This is a genomic window from Aquabacterium sp. T101, assembly GCF_057219775.1.
Window position 1 is genome coordinate 176965 of sequence record NZ_JBXVVZ010000006.1, and the last position, 16060, is coordinate 193024.

The following is a 16060-nucleotide window of genomic DNA, read 5'->3' on the forward strand; positions in this document are numbered from 1 at the left end:
GGCCTGCCGCTCAGCTGCCCGGCGGCACGTCGGTCAGCAGCTTTCCGCGGTTGATCAGCTCGGCGATGATCTGGCTGTCCGTCGCGGTGCCGGCCAGGCCGAGCGAGGCGCGGATGTCCACCCCGGTGAGCACGATGCTCTGGTCTTCCGCGCCGGCCGCATAGGTGCCGCCGGTGAAGGACCCGCTGCTGCTGATGCGGATGGTGGTGGTGCCGCCGCTGACGCTGAAGTCCAGGTAGCGGTCGAGCGTGGCGGCCGAGGTCTCGCCCTGCAGCAGGTCGCGCAGGTCGAGGATGTCGCCGCCGGAGGCCGGCGCTGCGGCGTCGAAGTCCGCCACGGTGTCGATGGCCGGCGTGCCCGCCGTGCCCCGGTCGGCCAGGCGCCACTCGAAGGTGTCCGAGCCGGCCCCGCCGGTGAGCGCGTCGTTGCCCGCGCCCCCGGACAGCCGGTCGTTGCCGGTGCCGCCCGTGAGCGTGTCGTTGCCCGCACCGCCGTAGAGCATGTCCTGGCCGGCGCCGCCGTCGAGCGTGTCGGTGCCGTCGCCGCCTTCCATCAGGTCGTTGCCGTCGCCGCCGGAGAGGTTGTCGTTGCCGCCGAAGCCCTGCAGGGTCTCGTTGGCCGCGGTGCCGGTCAGCGTGTCGGCGTTCTGCGTGCCGGCCAGCGTGCTGGTGGTGGCCGTCACGGTCACCTGCACCGCCTGCGACGTGGTGGCCGTGGCGCCGTTGCTCGCCTCCGTGGACGTGGCCGTGACCGTGAGGTTCATCGTGCCGGTGTAGCCCGAGGCGGGCAGCAGGCTCAGGCCGGAGAGCTGGGCGCTGGTGAAGCTCCAGGTGCCACCGCCGAGGTTGGTGCCTGCCGAGAAGGCTGCACCCGCCGGCACGCCGGACACCGTGACGGCGAGGCTCTCCGAGCCGTCCCGGTCCACCAACGACGCGGGGATCGCGAACGCGATCGGCGTGCCGTAGGTGGTGCCGCCGACCGTGACGGTGGGCGACGAGACGGTGATCGACGAGTCCTTGCCGCCGTCGCGGCCGTTGAGCACCAGCCACGAGAAGCTGTAGTTGCCCGAGGCGGTGGCGGTGAAGTTGTACGTGCCGCTGGCGTCGACCGTGGCGCCGTTGGCATTGGGCCCGGTCTGCTCCGACGACGTGAGCTGCACCACCGTGCGCACGCCCGACGGGTCGGTCACCACCAGGGCCACCACGTCGTTGTAGCCCGCGTTGATCTCGTTGAGCAGGTCCTCGCCGTTGAAGAACTGCCACGCGAAGGACGCGACGTTGCCGGACGACAGGTTCAGGTTGTACTGCGCGCCGCGGCCGTCGATCACGTCGACCGTGCCCGGATCGTTGGCCACCGGGCCCGTAGGCGGCGCCAGCGTGTCGAGCGAGCCGGCCGTCAGGCCGAAGGTGGCCTCGAGGTTGGCCTGCGTGATGCCCGGCTCGGTGCTCAGGGTCTGGCCGCCCTGCACCACGCTGGTGATCAGGCTCGGCATGGACAGCACCGGTGCGTCGCCCACCGCGGCCACGTTGACGTTGACCGTGTAGGTGTTGGACAAGCCGCCGCTGTCCGTCACCGTGTAGGTGAAGCTGTCGCTGCCGGCGAAGTGCGTGGCGGGGGTGTAGGAGTAGGTGCCGTCGGCATTGACCACCACCGTGCCGTTGGCGGCCCCCGAGGCGAGGCTGTAGGTGATCGGGTTGCCGTCCACGTCGGTGGCGGTGGGCAGGCTGCCCGACAGCACCACGTCCTCGTTGGTGGCGACCGTGGCGCCCGACGCCGTGGGCGCGTCGTTCACCGGCGTGACGCCCACGAACACCGTGGCCGTGGACGTGCCGCCCGCGCCATCGCTGATGGTGTAGCTGATGGTGGCCGTGCCGTTGAAGTTGGGCGCCGGCGTGAACACCAGCGTGTTGTCCGGGTTGATCGTGACCGTGCCGTTGGGCGACGAGGCCGCGGTCACCGCCAGCGCGCCGCCGTCGATGTCCGTGTCGTTGGCCAGCACCGTGATCGGCGCCGTCGGCCCGGAGTCCTCCGCCACCGTCAGCACCGGCGACAACGCGCTGCCGTCGTTCACCGCCACCGGCCCGTCGTTGGTGCCGGTCACGGTGAGGGTCACGGTCGTCGTGGAGCCGTCGTTCAGCGTGACGGTGAACGTGTCGGTGACGACCTGGCCTCCGGCCAGGGCCTGCGCGGCCGGGCCGAGGGTGTAGGTCCACGCGCCTGCGGCGTTCAGGGTCAGCGAGCCGTAGGCGCCGGCCTGCGTGCCGGCGACGAAGGCGAGAGCCGGGTTGTCGACGTCGGTGGCGGTGAGCGTGCCGGTCGCCGTTGGCGACGTGTCTTCGGTGACAGCACCGGTGCCACTGCTGATGACCGGTGCGTCATCCGTGCCCGTGGCGGTGATCGTGACCGTCGTGGTCGAGCCATCGGTCAGCGTCACCGTGAACGTGTCGGTGACGACCTGTCCGCCCGCGAGGGCTTGCGCGGCAGCGCCAAGCGTGTAGGTCCACGCACCCGCGGCGTTCAGCGTCAGCGAGCCATACGCACCGGCCTGCGTGCCGGCGACGAAGGCCAGCGCCGGGTTGTCGGCGTCGGTCGCGGTGAGCGTGCCACTGGCCGTCGGCGAGGCGTCCTCGGTGACCGTGCCGGTGCCACTGCTGATGACGGGCGCGTCGTCCGTGCCGGTCGCCGTGATGGTGACCGTGGTGGTCGAGCCGTCGTTCAGCGTGATCGTGAAGGTGTCGGTGACGACCTGGCCGCCAGCCAGCGCCTGAGCGGCCGGGCCAAGCGTGTAGGTCCACGCACCAGCGGCATTGAGCGTCAGAGAGCCGTAGGCGCCAGCTTGCGTGCCGGCGACGAAGGCGAGCGCGGGGTTGTCCGCATCGGTCGCGGTGAGCGTGCCCGAGGCGGTCGGCGAGGTGTCTTCCGTCACCGAGCCCGTGCCGCTGCTGATCACCGGAGCATCGTTGGTGCCCGTGGCGGTGATGGTGACGGTCGTGGTCGAGCCATCAGTCAGCGTGACAGTGAAGGTGTCGGTGACCACTTGGCCACCGGCCAGGGCCTGAGCGGCCGGGCCGAGCGTGTAGGTCCAGGCGCCCGCGGCGTTCAGCGTCAGCGAGCCGTAGGCGCCGGCCTGCGTGCCGGCCACGAAGGCCAGCGCCGGGTTGTCGGCATCCGTCGCGGTGAGCGTGCCAGAAGCCGTCGGCGAGGTGTCCTCGGTGACAGCACCGGTGCCACTGCTGATGACGGGCGCGTCGTCCGTGCCGGTCGCAGTGATCGTGACCGTCGTGGTCGAACCGTCGTTGAGCGTGATCGTGAACGTGTCGGTGACGACTTGGCCGCCAGCCAGAGCCTGAGCGGCCGGGCCAAGGGTGTAGGTCCAGGCACCAGCGGCGTTCAGCGTCAGCGAACCGTAGGCTCCGGCTTGCGTGCCGGCGACGAAGGCGAGCGCGGGGTTGTCCGCGTCCGTCGCGGTGAGCGTGCCGCTCGTCGTGGGAGACGTGTCTTCCGTCACCGAGCCCGTGCCCGAACTGATCACCGGGGCGTCGTCGGTGCCCGTGGCAGTGATCGTGACCGTGGTGGTCGAGCCATCAGTCAGCGTGACCGTGAAGGTGTCGGTGACGACCTGGCCGCCCGCGAGGGCTTGCGCCGCAGCGCCGAGCGTGTAGGTCCAAGCGCCCGCGGCATTGAGCGTGAGCGAGCCGTAGGCACCAGCTTGCGTGCCGGCGACGAAGGCCAGCGCCGGGTTGTCGGCGTCGGTGGCAGTAAGCGTGCCAGAAGCCGTCGGCGAGGTGTCCTCGGTGACAGCACCGGTGCCACTGCTGATGACCGGCGCGTCGTCCGTGCCCGTGGCCGTGATGGTGACGGTCGTGGTCGAGCCATCGGTCAGCGTCACCGTGAACGTGTCGGTGACGACCTGACCGCCGGCCAGGGCCTGCGCGGCGGCGCCGAGCGTGTAGGTCCAGGCACCCGCAGCGTTCAGCGTCAGCGAGCCATAGGCACCGGCTTGCGTGCCGGCCACGAACGCCAGGGCCGGGTTGTCGGCGTCGGTCGCGGTCAGCGTGCCCGTCGCCGTGGGCGAAGTGTCCTCGGTGACCGTACCCGTGCCCGAGCTGATGACAGGCGCGTCGTCCGTGCCGGTCGCAGTGATGGTGACCGTCGTGGTCGAGCCGTCGTTCAGCGTGATGGTGAACGTGTCGGTGACGACCTGGCCGCCCGCGAGGGCCTGAGCGGCAGCGCCGAGCGTGTAGGTCCACGCGCCCGCGGCGTTCAGCGTCAGCGAGCCATAGGCACCGGCTTGCGTGCCGGCGACGAAGGCGAGAGCCGGGTTGTCGGCGTCGGTGGCGGTGAGCGTGCCAGAAGCCGTCGGCGAGGTGTCCTCAGTGACCGTGCCGGTGCCCGAACTGATGACGGGTGCGTCGTCCGTGCCGGTCGCAGTGATCGTGACGGTCGTCGTCGAGCCGTCAGTCAGAGTGACCGTGAAGGTGTCGGTGACGACCTGACCACCGGCGAGGGCCTGAGCGGCGGCGCCGAGCGTGTAGGTCCACGCACCGGCGGCGTTCAGCGTCAGCGAGCCGTAGGCGCCGGCTTGAGTGCCGGCCACGAAGGCGAGGCCAGGGTTGTCGGCGTCGGTGGCCGTGAGGGTGCCCGTCGCGGTCGGCGAGGTGTCCTCGGTGACAGCACCGGTGCCACTGCTGATGACGGGCGCGTCGTCGGTGCCCGTGGCCGTGATGGTGACGGTCGTCGTCGAGCCGTCGTTCAGCGTGATGGTGAACGTGTCGGTGACGACCTGGCCACCGGCCAGGGCCTGCGCCGCAGCGCCGAGCGTGTAGGTCCAGGCACCCGCGGCGTTCAGCGTCAGCGAGCCGTAGGCGCCGGCTTGAGTGCCGGCCACGAAGGCGAGGCCAGGGTTGTCGGCGTCGGTGGCCGTGAGGGTGCCCGTCGCGGTCGGCGAGGTGTCCTCGGTGACAGCACCGGTGCCACTGCTGATGACGGGCGCGTCGTCGGTGCCCGTGGCCGTGATGGTGACGGTCGTCGTCGAGCCGTCGTTCAGCGTGATGGTGAACGTGTCGGTGACCACCTGACCGCCGGCCAGAGCTTGCGCGGCGGCGCCGAGCGTGTAGGTCCACGCGCCCGCGGCGTTCAGCGTCAGCGAGCCATAGGCACCGGCCTGCGTGCCGGCGACGAAGGCCAGCGCCGGGTTGTCGGCGTCGGTGGCTGTGAGGGTACCGGTCGCCGTCGGCGAAGTGTCCTCGGTGACCGTGCCGGTGCCCGAGCTGATGACGGGCGCGTCGTCGGTGCCCGTCGCGGTAATGGTGATCGTCGTCGTCGAGCCGTCGTTCAGCGTGATGGTGAACGTGTCGGTGACGATCTGGCCACCGGCCAGGGCCTGCGCCGCAGCGCCGAGCGTGTAGGTCCAGGCACCCGCGGCGTTCAGCGTCAGCGAGCCATAGGCACCGGCCTGCGTGCCCGCGACGAAGGCGAGGCCCGGGTTGTCGGCATCGGCCGCGGTGAGCGTGCCCGAGGCGGTCGGCGAGGTGTCCTCGGTAACCGAACCCGTGCCGGAGGAAATCACCGGTGCGTCATCCGTACCCGTCGCGGTGATCGTGACGGTCGTCGTGGAACCGTCGGTCAGCGTGACCGTGAAGGTATCGGTGACCACCTGGCCGCCGGCCAGCGCTTGCGCGGCGGGGCCGAGCGTGTAGATCCACGCGCCGGCGGCATCCAGCGTCAACGAGCCGTACGCGCCGGCTTGCGTGCCGGCCACGAAGGCCAAGGCGGGGTTGTCCACGTCGGTCGCGGTCAGCGTACCGATCGCCGTCGGCGACGTGTCTTCGGTGACGGCACCGGTGCTGGATGAGATCACCGGCGCGTCGTCAGTGCCGATGATCGTGATCGCGATGGTCGTGGAGGAGCCGTCGTTGAGGCTGACGGTGAAGGTCTCCGTGACGACCTGGCCGGCAGCCAGGGACTGCGCGGCCGGGCCCAGCGTGTACGTCCACGCACCGGAAGCGTTGAGCACCAGCGACCCGAAGGCGATCGTCTGTGTGTCGGCCACGAAGGCCAGCGCGGGGTTGTCCGGATCGGTGGCTGTCAACGTGCCGGAAGCCGTCGGCGAAGTGTCCTCGGTGACGGTGCCGGTGCCGGAGCTGACGACCGGAGCGTCGTCGGTGCCGGTCGCGGTGATGGTGACGGTCGTGGTCGAGCCGTCGTTCAGCGTGATCGTGAACGTGTCGGTGACGACCTGGCCGCCGGCCAGGGCCTGCGCGGCGGCGCCGAGCGTGTAGGTCCAGGCACCCGCGGCGTTCAGCGTCAGCGAGCCGTAGGCGCCGGCTTGCGTGCCGGCGACGAAGGCGAGAGCCGGGTTGTCCGCGTCGGTGGCGGTAAGCGTGCCGGTCGCCGTCGGCGAGGTGTCTTCGGTGACCGTGCCCGTGCCGGAAGAGATCACCGGCGCGTCATCCGTGCCGGTCGCGGTGATCGTGACGGTCGTGGTCGAGCCGTCAGTCAGCGTGACCGTGAAGGTGTCGGTGACGACCTGGCCGCCGGCGAGGGCCTGAGCGGCGGCGCCGAGCGTGTAAGTCCACGCGCCCGCTGCGTTCAGCGTCAGCGAGCCATAGGCACCGGCTTGCGTGCCGGCCACGAACGCCAGGGCCGGGTTGTCGGCATCGGTCGCGGTCAGCGTGCCCGTCGCCGTGGGCGAAGTGTCCTCGGTGACCGTACCCGTGCCCGAGCTGATGACAGGCGCGTCGTCCGTGCCGGTCGCAGTGATGGTGACCGTCGTGGTCGAGCCGTCGTTCAGAGTGATGGTGAACGTGTCGGTGACGATCTGGCCACCGGCCAGGGCCTGCGCCGCAGCGCCGAGCGTGTAAGTCCACGCGCCCGCGGCGTTGAGCGTCAGCGAGCCGTAGGCGCCAGCTTGCGTGCCGGCGACGAAGGCGAGAGCCGGGTTGTCGGCGTCGGTGGCGGTAAGCGTGCCGGTCGCCGTCGGCGACGTGTCTTCCGTCACCGCACCCGTGCCCGAACTGATGACGGGCGCGTCGTCGGTGCCCGTGGCCGTGATGGTGACGGTCGTCGTCGAGCCGTCAGTCAGCGTGATGGTGAACGTGTCGGTGACAACCTGTCCGCCCGCGAGGGCTTGAGCGGCGGCGCCAAGCGTGTAGGTCCAAGCGCCCGCGGCATTGAGCGTGAGCGAGCCATAGGCGCCGGTCTGCGTGCCTGCCACGAAGGCCAGCGCGGGGTTGTCGACATCCGTCGCGGTCAGCGTGCCGCTCGCCGTCGGAGACGTGTCTTCCGTCACCGAGCCTGTGCCAGAGCTGATGACCGGTGCGTCGTCCGTGCCGGTCGCAGTGATGGTGACCGTGGTGGTCGAGCCGTCGTTCAGCGTGATCGTGAACGTGTCGGTGACGACCTGACCGCCGGCCAGGGCCTGCGCGGCGGCGCCGAGCGTGTAAGTCCACGCGCCAGCGGCGTTCAGCGTCAGCGAGCCGTAGGCTCCGGCCTGCGTGCTGGCGACGAAGGCCAAGGCCGGGTTGTCTGCATCCGTCGCGGTGAGCGTGCCGGTCGCGGTGGGCGAAGTGTCCTCGGTGACCGTGCCGGTGCCGGAGCTGATGACCGGAGCGTCGTCGGTGCCGGTTGCGGTGATCGTGACCGTGGTCGTGGAACCGTCGTTCAGCGTGATCGTGAACGTGTCGGTGACGACCTGGCCGGCAGCCAGAGCCTGAGCGGCCGGGCCGAGGGTGTAGGTCCACGCGCCCGCGGCGTTCAGCGTCAGCGAGCCGTAGGCGCCGGCTTGCGTGCCGGCGACGAAGGCCAGCGCCGGGTTGTCGGCGTCGGTCGCGGTGAGCGTGCCCGTCGCGGTGGGCGAGGTGTCTTCGGTAACCGCACCCGTGCCCGAACTGATGACGGGCGCGTCGTCCGTGCCGGTCGCAGTGATCGTGACCGTGGTGGTCGAGCCATCAGTCAGCGTGACCGTGAAGGTGTCAGTGACGACCTGGCCACCGGCCAAGGCCTGGGCGGCGGCGCCGAGCGTGTAGGTCCACGCGCCAGCGGCGTTCAGCGTCAGGGAGCCGTACGCGCCGGCCTGCGTGCCGGCCACGAAGGCCAGGGCAGGGTTGTCCGCGTCGATCGCGGTGAGCGTGCCGGTCGCGGTGGGAGAAGTGTCCTCGGTGACTGCCCCGGTACCCGAGCTGATCACCGGGGCGTCGTCGGTGCCGGTCGCGGTGATCGTGACGGTCGTGGTCGAGCCGTCAGTCAGCGTGACAGTGAAGGTGTCGGTGACCACTTGGCCGCCGGCCAGAGCCTGAGCGGCCGGGCCGAGGGTGTAGGTCCACGCGCCCGCGGCGTTCAGCGTCAGCGAACCGTAGGCGCCGGCTTGCGTGCCGGCCACGAAGGCGAGGCCAGGGTTGTCGACGTCGGTCGCGGTGAGCGTGCCGGTTGCAGTGGGCGACGTGTCCTCGGTCACCGAGCCCGTACCCGAGCTGATCACCGGGGCGTCATCCGTGCCGGTCGCGGTGATCGTGACGGTCGTGGTCGAGCCATCGGTCAGCGTCACAGTGAACGTGTCGGTGACGACCTGGCCTCCGGCCAGGGCCTGAGCTGCCGGGCCGAGCGTGTAGGTCCACGCGCCTGCGGCGTTCAGCGTCAGCGAGCCATACGTGCCGGCTTGAGTGCCGGCGACGAAGGCGAGGCCAGGGTTGTCGGCGTCGGTGGCCGTGAGGGTGCCCGTCGCGGTCGGCGAGGTGTCCTCGGTGACAGCACCGGTACCACTGCTAATGACGGGCGCGTCGTCGGTACCCGTGGCCGTGATGGTGATGGTCGTGGTCGAGCCATCGGTCAGCGTCACCGTAAAGGTATCGGTGACGACCTGACCACCGGCGAGGGCCTGCGCTGCAGCGCCGAGCGTGTAGGTCCAGGCACCCGCGGCGTTCAGCGTCAGCGAGCCATAGGCGCCGGATTGCGTGCCGGCGACGAAGGCGAGCGCGGGGTTGTCCGCGTCCGTCGCGGTGAGCGTGCCGGTGGCCGTCGGCGCCGTGTCCTCGGTGACGGTTCCCGTACCCGAGCTGATCACCGGGGCGTCATCCGTGCCGGTCGCGGTGATCGTGACGGTCGTGGTCGAGCCATCGGTCAGCGTCACAGTGAACGTGTCGGTGACGACCTGGCCTCCGGCCAGGGCCTGAGCTGCCGGGCCGAGCGTGTAGGTCCACGCGCCTGCGGCGTTCAGCGTCAGCGAGCCATACGTGCCGGCTTGAGTGCCGGCGACGAAGGCCAGAGCCGGGTTGTCGGCATCGGTCGCGGTCAGCGTGCCCGTCGCCGTGGGCGAAGTGTCCTCGGTGACCGTACCCGTGCCCGAGCTGATGACAGGCGCGTCGTCCGTACCGGTCGCGGTGATCGTGACGGTCGTGGTCGAGCCGTCAGTCAGCGTGACCGTGAAGGTGTCGGTGACCACTTGGCCGCCGGCCAGAGCCTGCGCGGCGGCGCCGAGCGTGTAGGTCCACGCGCCCGCGGCGTTCAGGGTCAGCGAGCCGTAGGCACCGGCTTGAGTGCCCGCCACGAAGGCCAGCGCCGGGTTGTCGGCGTCGGTCGCGGTGAGCGTGCCGGTCGCGGTCGGCGAGGTGTCCTCGGTGACAGCACCGGTGCCACTGCTGATGACCGGAGCGTCGTCCGTGCCGGTCGCCGTGATGGTGACCGTGGTGGTCGACCCGTCGTTCAGCGTGATGGTGAACGTGTCGGTGACGACCTGGCCGCCGGCCAGGGCCTGCGCGGCGGCGCCGAGCGTGTAAGTCCACGCGCCAGCGGCGTTCAGCGTCAGCGAGCCATAGGCGCCGGATTGCGTGCCGGCGACGAAGGCGAGGGCAGGGTTGTCCGCGTCGGTGGCCGTGAGGGTACCCGTCGCAGTGGGCGACGTGTCTTCCGTCACCGAGCCGGTGCCGCTGCTGATGACCGGAGCGTCGTCCGTACCGGTCGCGGTAATCGTGACGGTTGTCGTGGAGCCATCGTTCAGCGTGATCGTGAACGTGTCGGTGACGACCTGGCCTCCGGCCAGCGCCTGAGCGGCCGGGCCGAGGGTGTAGGTCCACGCGCCCGCGGCGTTCAGCGTCAGCGAGCCATACGCGCCGGCTTGAGTGCCGGCGACGAAGGCCAGCGCGGGATTGTCGGCATCGGTCGCGGTGAGCGTGCCCGTCGCGGTCGGCGAGGTGTCTTCGGTAACTGCGCCTGTGCCAGAGCTGATGACCGGTGCGTCGTCCGTGCCGGTGGCCGTGATCGTGACCGTCGTGGTCGAGCCGTCGTTGAGCGTGATCGTGAACGTGTCCGTGACGACCTGGCCACCGGCCAGCGCCTGAGCGGCCGGGCCGAGGGTGTAGGTCCACGCGCCCGCCGAGTTCAGCGTGAGCGAGCCATAGGCGCCGGCTTGCGAACCGGCGACGAAGGCGAGGGCAGGGTTGTCGGCATCCGTCGCGGTGAGCGTGCCAGAAGCCGTGGGCGAGGTGTCCTCGGTGACCGTGCCGGTACCCGAACTGATGACGGGCGCGTCGTCCGTGCCGGTGGCCGTGATCGTGACCGTGGTGGTCGACCCGTCGTTCAGCGTGATGGTGAACGTGTCGGTGACGACCTGACCGCCGGCCAGAGCCTGCGCGGCGGCGCCGAGCGTGTAGGTCCACGCGCCCGCGGCGTTCAGGGTCAGCGAGCCGTAGGCACCGGCTTGAGTGCCCGCCACGAAGGCCAGCGCCGGGTTGTCGGCGTCGCTGGCCGTGAGGGTGCCCGTCGCGGTCGGCGAGATGTCCTCAGTGACAGCACCGGTGCCACTGCTGATGACGGGCGCGTCGTCGGTACCCGTGGCAGTGATGGTGACGGTCGTCGTCGAGCCGTCGTTCAGCGTGATGGTGAAGGTGTCAGTCACCACCTGGCCACCAGCAAGAGCCTGCGCTGCAGCGCCCAGCGTGTAGGTCCACGCACCGGCGGCGTTCAGGGTCAGCGAGCCGTAGGCACCGGCTTGCGTGCCGGCGACGAAGGCGAGGCCCGGGTTGTCCGCATCGGTCGCCGTGAGCGTGCCGGTCGCGGTGGGCGAAGTGTCCTCGGTGACCGTGCCGGTGCCGGAGCTGATGACAGGAGCGTCGTCGGTACCCGTGGCGGTGATGGTGACGGTCGTGGTCGAGCCATCGGTCAGCGTGACCGTGAACGTGTCGGTGACGACTTGGCCGCCAGCCAGAGCCTGAGCGGCCGGGCCGAGGGTGTAGGTCCACGCGCCCGCGGCGTTCAGGGTCAGCGAGCCGTAGGCGCCGGCCTGCGTGCCGGCGACAAAGGCCAGCGCCGGGTTGTCCGCGTCGGTCGCGGTGAGCGTGCCGGTCGCCGTCGGCGAGGTGTCTTCGGTGACAGCACCGGTGCCACTGCTGATGACGGGCGCGTCGTCCGTGCCGGTTGCGGTGATCGTGACCGTGGTGGTCGAGCCGTCGTTCAGCGTGATGGTGAACGTGTCGGTGACGACCTGACCTCCGGCCAGCGACTGCGCAGCGGCGCCGAGCGTATAGGTCCAGGCACCAGCGGCGTTCAGCGTGAGCGAGCCGTAGGCGCCGGCCTGCGTGCCGGCCACGAAGGCCAGCGCCGGGTTGTCGGCGTCGGTCGCGGTGAGCGTGCCGCTCGCCGTCGGTGTGGTGTCTTCGGTAACGGCGCCGATGCCGGACGAAATGACCGGCGCGTCGTCGGTGCCCGTCACCGTCACGGTCACCGTGACGGTGGTGCCGTCGTCGGCCGCGACGGTGAAGGTCTCGGTGACCACCTGGCCGCCGGCCAGGGCCTGCACCTGCGGCGCGGCGTTGGACAGCACGTAGGTCCACTGGCCCGCGGCGTCGATCGAGAAGCTGCCGTAGGCGCCGGCCGTGCCCACCTGGGGCGCAAAGGCGCGCGTGCCCACGTCGGCGTCGGTCGCGGTCAGGCTGCCGGTGGCGGTGGCCACGCCGTCTTCCACCACGGCGCCGCTGAGCGTGCCCGTGATCACGGTCGGGTCGTCCGCCCCCGTCACGCTGACGGTGAGGGTGGCCGTGGCGCTGCCGCCGCGGCCGTCGGCGATGGTGTAGGTGAAGGTGTCGGTGACGGTCTGGCCGGCGTCGAGCGACTGCGCGGCCGGGCCCGGCACGTAGGTGTAGCTGCCGTCGGCGTTGAGCGTCAGGCTGCCCCAGCTGCCCGCCACCGCGCTGCCCACGTTGCCGCTGGCCGAGGGCACGGCGCCCACGGCCACGCCGGTCACGGTGAGGGGGTCGCCGTCGGCGTCGCTGTCCTGGCCCGGCGTGCCGGGCGTGGCGTCGCCCGCGGCGGACGCGCTGTCCTCGCCCACGGCCACGGTGTCGGCCACGGCCACCGGCGCGGTGTTCACCGCGTAGGTGCGCGTCGCGCTGGCCGTGCCGGCATTGCCGGCGGCGTCGGTGGTGCTCACCGACGCGTCGATGCGGCGGTCCGGGTCGGCCAGCACGTCGGCGCCGGCCACGGCGATGGAGAACGTGTTGCCGGCCTGAACGCTGCCGGTGTAGGTGGTGCCGTTGACCACCAGGGTGACGATGTCGCCCACCTGCACGTCGCCGCCCACGCTGCCGGTGATGGCCACGCTGCCGGCCACTTCGCCGGCGTTGACGATGTCGTCGCCGGTGATGGCGTTGACGCTGATCGACGCGGCGGGCGGCGTCAGGTCGATGGCGCCGCTGTCGTTGGCGCTGGCGCTGTTGCCGGCGCCGTCGGTGCCGGTGGCGTCGACCACGTAGGTGCCTTCGGCCAGCGGGGCGGGCACGTCGGCACTGAAGGTGCCGCCGGCCTGCACGGTGGTGGTGAAGGTCTGCACCGCGCCGTTGGACGCGGTCACCGTGAGCGTGATGGTGGCGCCGGCCGGCAGGTCGGTGGTGCCGGTGATGGTGGGCGTGCTGTCGTTGGTGAGGGCCGGGGCGTCCACCGCGAGGCTGGGCGCCGTCAGGTCCACCGTGCCGCTGTCGCTGGCGCTGGCGCTGTTGCCCGCGGCGTCGGTGCCGCTGGCGCTTACCGTGAAGGCGCCGGCCACCAGGGCGGCGGGCACGCTGGCGCTGTAGCTGCCGCCCGCCTGCACCGTGGCGGTGAAGGTCTGCACCGCGCCGTTGGCACCGGTCACCGTCAGCGTGATGGTGGCGCCGGCCGGCAGGTCGGTGGTGCCGCTGATCGACGGCGTGGTGTCGTTGGTGATGGCGGGCGCGTCCACCGTGATCGCCGGCGGCGTCAGGTCGAGCGCGCCGTTGTCGCTGGCCGACGCGCTGTTGCCTGCGGCGTCCGTGGCGCTGGCCACGACCGTGTAGTTGCCCTGCACCAGGGCCACGGGCACGTCGGCGCTGTAGGTGCCGCCGGGCTGCACGGTGGCGGTGAAGGTCTGCACCGCGCCGTTGGCACCGGTGACCGTGAGCGTGACCACCGACCCTGCGGGCAGGTCGGTGCTGCCGCTGATCGTCGGGGTGCTGTCGTTGGTGAGCGCCGGTGCGTCCACCGTGAGCGTGGGTGCGGTCAGGTCCAGCGTGCCGCTGTCGCTGGCGCTGGCGGCGTTGCCGGCCGGATCGGTGGCCGACGCCGTGACCGTGTAGCCCCCCTCGGCCAGCGCGGCGGGCACGTCGGCGCTGTAGGTGCCGCCGGGCTGCACGGTGGCGGTGAAGGTCTGCACCGCGCCGTTGGCGCCGGTCACGGTCAGCGTGACGGTGGCGCCCGGGGCGAGGTTGGTGCTGCCGGTGATCGTGGGCGTGCTGTCGTTGGTCAGCGCCGGGGCGTCCACGCTCAGCGTGGGCGGGGTCAGGTCCAGCGTGCCGCTGTCGCTGGCGCTGGCGGCGTTGCCGGCCGGGTCGGTGGCCGACGCCGTGACCGTGTAGCCGCCTTCGGCCAGCGCGGCGGGCACGTCGGCGCTGTAGGTGCCGCCGGGCTGCACGGTGGCGGTGAAGGTCTGCACCGCGCCGTTGGCGTCGGTCACGGTGAGCGTGATCACCGAGCCGGCGGGCAGGTCCGTGGTGCCGGTGATCGTGGGCGTGCTGTCGTTGCCCAGCAGCGGCGCGTCCACCGTGAGGGCGGGCGGGGTCAGGTCCAGGGTGCCGGTGTCGCTGGCGCTGCCGGTGTTGCCGGCGCCGTCGGTGCCCAGCGCCACCACGCTGTAGCCGCCTTCGGCCAGCGGCGCGGGCACGTCGGCGCTGTAGGTGCCGCCGGGCTGCACGGTGGCGGTGAAGGTCTGCACCGCGCCGTTGGCGTCGGTCACGGTGAGCGTGATCGTCGATCCCGCCGGCAGGTTCGTGGTGCCGGTGATCGTGGGCGTGCTGTCGTTGCCGAGCGCGGGCGCGTCCACGGTGACCGTGGGCGCCGCGGTGTCCACGCTGCCGCCGTCGGTGGCGCTGGCGCTGGCGCCGCCCACCGAGACGGACGCGGTCACGCTGTACGGGCCGTCCACCAGAGCGGCGGGCACGTCGGCGCTGTAGCGGCCGTCGGGCTGCACGGTGGCGGTGAAGGTCTGCACCGCGCCGTTGGCGCCGGTCACGGTCAACGTGACGGTGGAGCCCGGGGCGAGGTTGGTGCTGCCGGTGATCGTGGGCGTGCTGTCGTTGGTGAGCGCCGGGCCGTCCACGCTCACGGTGGGGGCGGCGGCCACGTTGACCGTGAGCGTGCCGGTGGTGGTGGCGCCGCTCGGGTCGGCCACGGTGTAGGTGACGACCACGGGGCCGCTGACGCCGGGCGCCGCGGTGAAGGTGACGCTGCCGTCGGCGGCCACGCTCACGCTGCCCAGCGCCGGGGCCACGCTGGCGCCGGTGACCGTCAGCGCATCGCCGTCGGGGTCGGAATCGTTGCCGCCCACGGCCACCAACACCGGCACGGTGCCGACGGTGCTCACGCTGTCGGGCGCCGCCACGGGGGCGTCGTTCACCGCGGCCACGGTCAGCGCGAAGCTGGCGGGCGACGACACTGCGCCGCTGTTGTCGACGACGACGAAGCTCAGGCTGGCGCTGCCGTTGAAGTTGGCGGCGGGGCGGAACACCAGGTTCGCGGCCTGGGCCGGCGTCAGGTCCTGGCCCGCGACGACGGCGGTGACGCCGTCGGCCAGCAGCAGCGTGCCGTTGGCCGGGAGCGTGCCCACGCGCACCACGGCGATGGTGCCGTCGACGTCGGTGCCGCCGAGCGACACGCCCAGCAGGCCGTCCTCCAGGCCCGCGGCGCTGCCGGCGGTGGCCACCGGCGCGTCGTTGACGGCGGTGAGGCTGATCTGCGTGCCGCCGGTGGCGCTGCTGCTGCCGTTGGTCACGGTGTAGGTGAATCCGCCGACCGGCGCGGTGCCGTTGTAGTCGGCCGGCGGCACGTAGCGCAGGCCGGCCAGGTCGGCCGGGGTCAGCGTCGCGCCGGCCGCCACAGGCGAGCCGTCCGGGCGCACGATCTGGCCGATCGCGGGCACCTGCGTCACGGTGACGACCAGCGTGCCGCTGCCGGTGGGCGCGGTGAGGCCCAGGCTCACAGGCGCGCCGGACTCGGTGGCGCCGATGGCCGACGTGGGCGCGTTCAGGCCGCCGCCGGTGCCGGCGGTGAGGGCCGGGTCGCTCTGCGTGGCCAGGCCGGACACGAAGACCGGGCCGTCCAGGCGCACGGCCGCGTCGGCCTGCGTGACGGATTCCACGACGCGGTCGACGCGCAGCCCCGGCTGCAGGCCGCCGCCGTCGCCGCCGGCCAGGCCGGCGGCCGGCGCCGCGTCGGGCTGGCCCTGTTCCACGGCCGTGATCGCGCGGTCGACCGGCGTGCCGTCGGGCAGCGTCACGGTGGCGCCCTTGGCGTCGGACATCAGCACGATGGCGTTCTGCTCGGTCAGCAGCGCATCGCCCGGTTTGACCAGCTCGCCCAGCTTCAGCGGGCGCCACACGCCGTCCGCACCCCGGATGTAGGCCTTGCCCCAGATGCTGACGACAGTGCCTCGGGGGGTGTTATCGAAGGTGGGCATGGACAAGGCTTTCTCGCTGGGATCGTTTGCGCGCGGGGAGGATACCGACGGAACACGCGCCGTGAGCGTCGCAGCGAAAGCGCACCGTGACTGTCATCACTGAAG

General features: G+C 71.9%; 1 protein-coding gene. It reads right to left on the minus strand.

The features are described 5' to 3' along the window. Nucleotides 1-10: 10 nt before the first annotated feature. Nucleotides 11-15955: a VCBS domain-containing protein gene (locus AC2EAQ_RS15385; RefSeq protein WP_484645221.1), complete on the minus strand. Its 15945-nt coding sequence runs from the start codon at nt 15953-15955 to the stop codon at nt 11-13. Nucleotides 15956-16060: the final 105 nt, after the last annotated feature.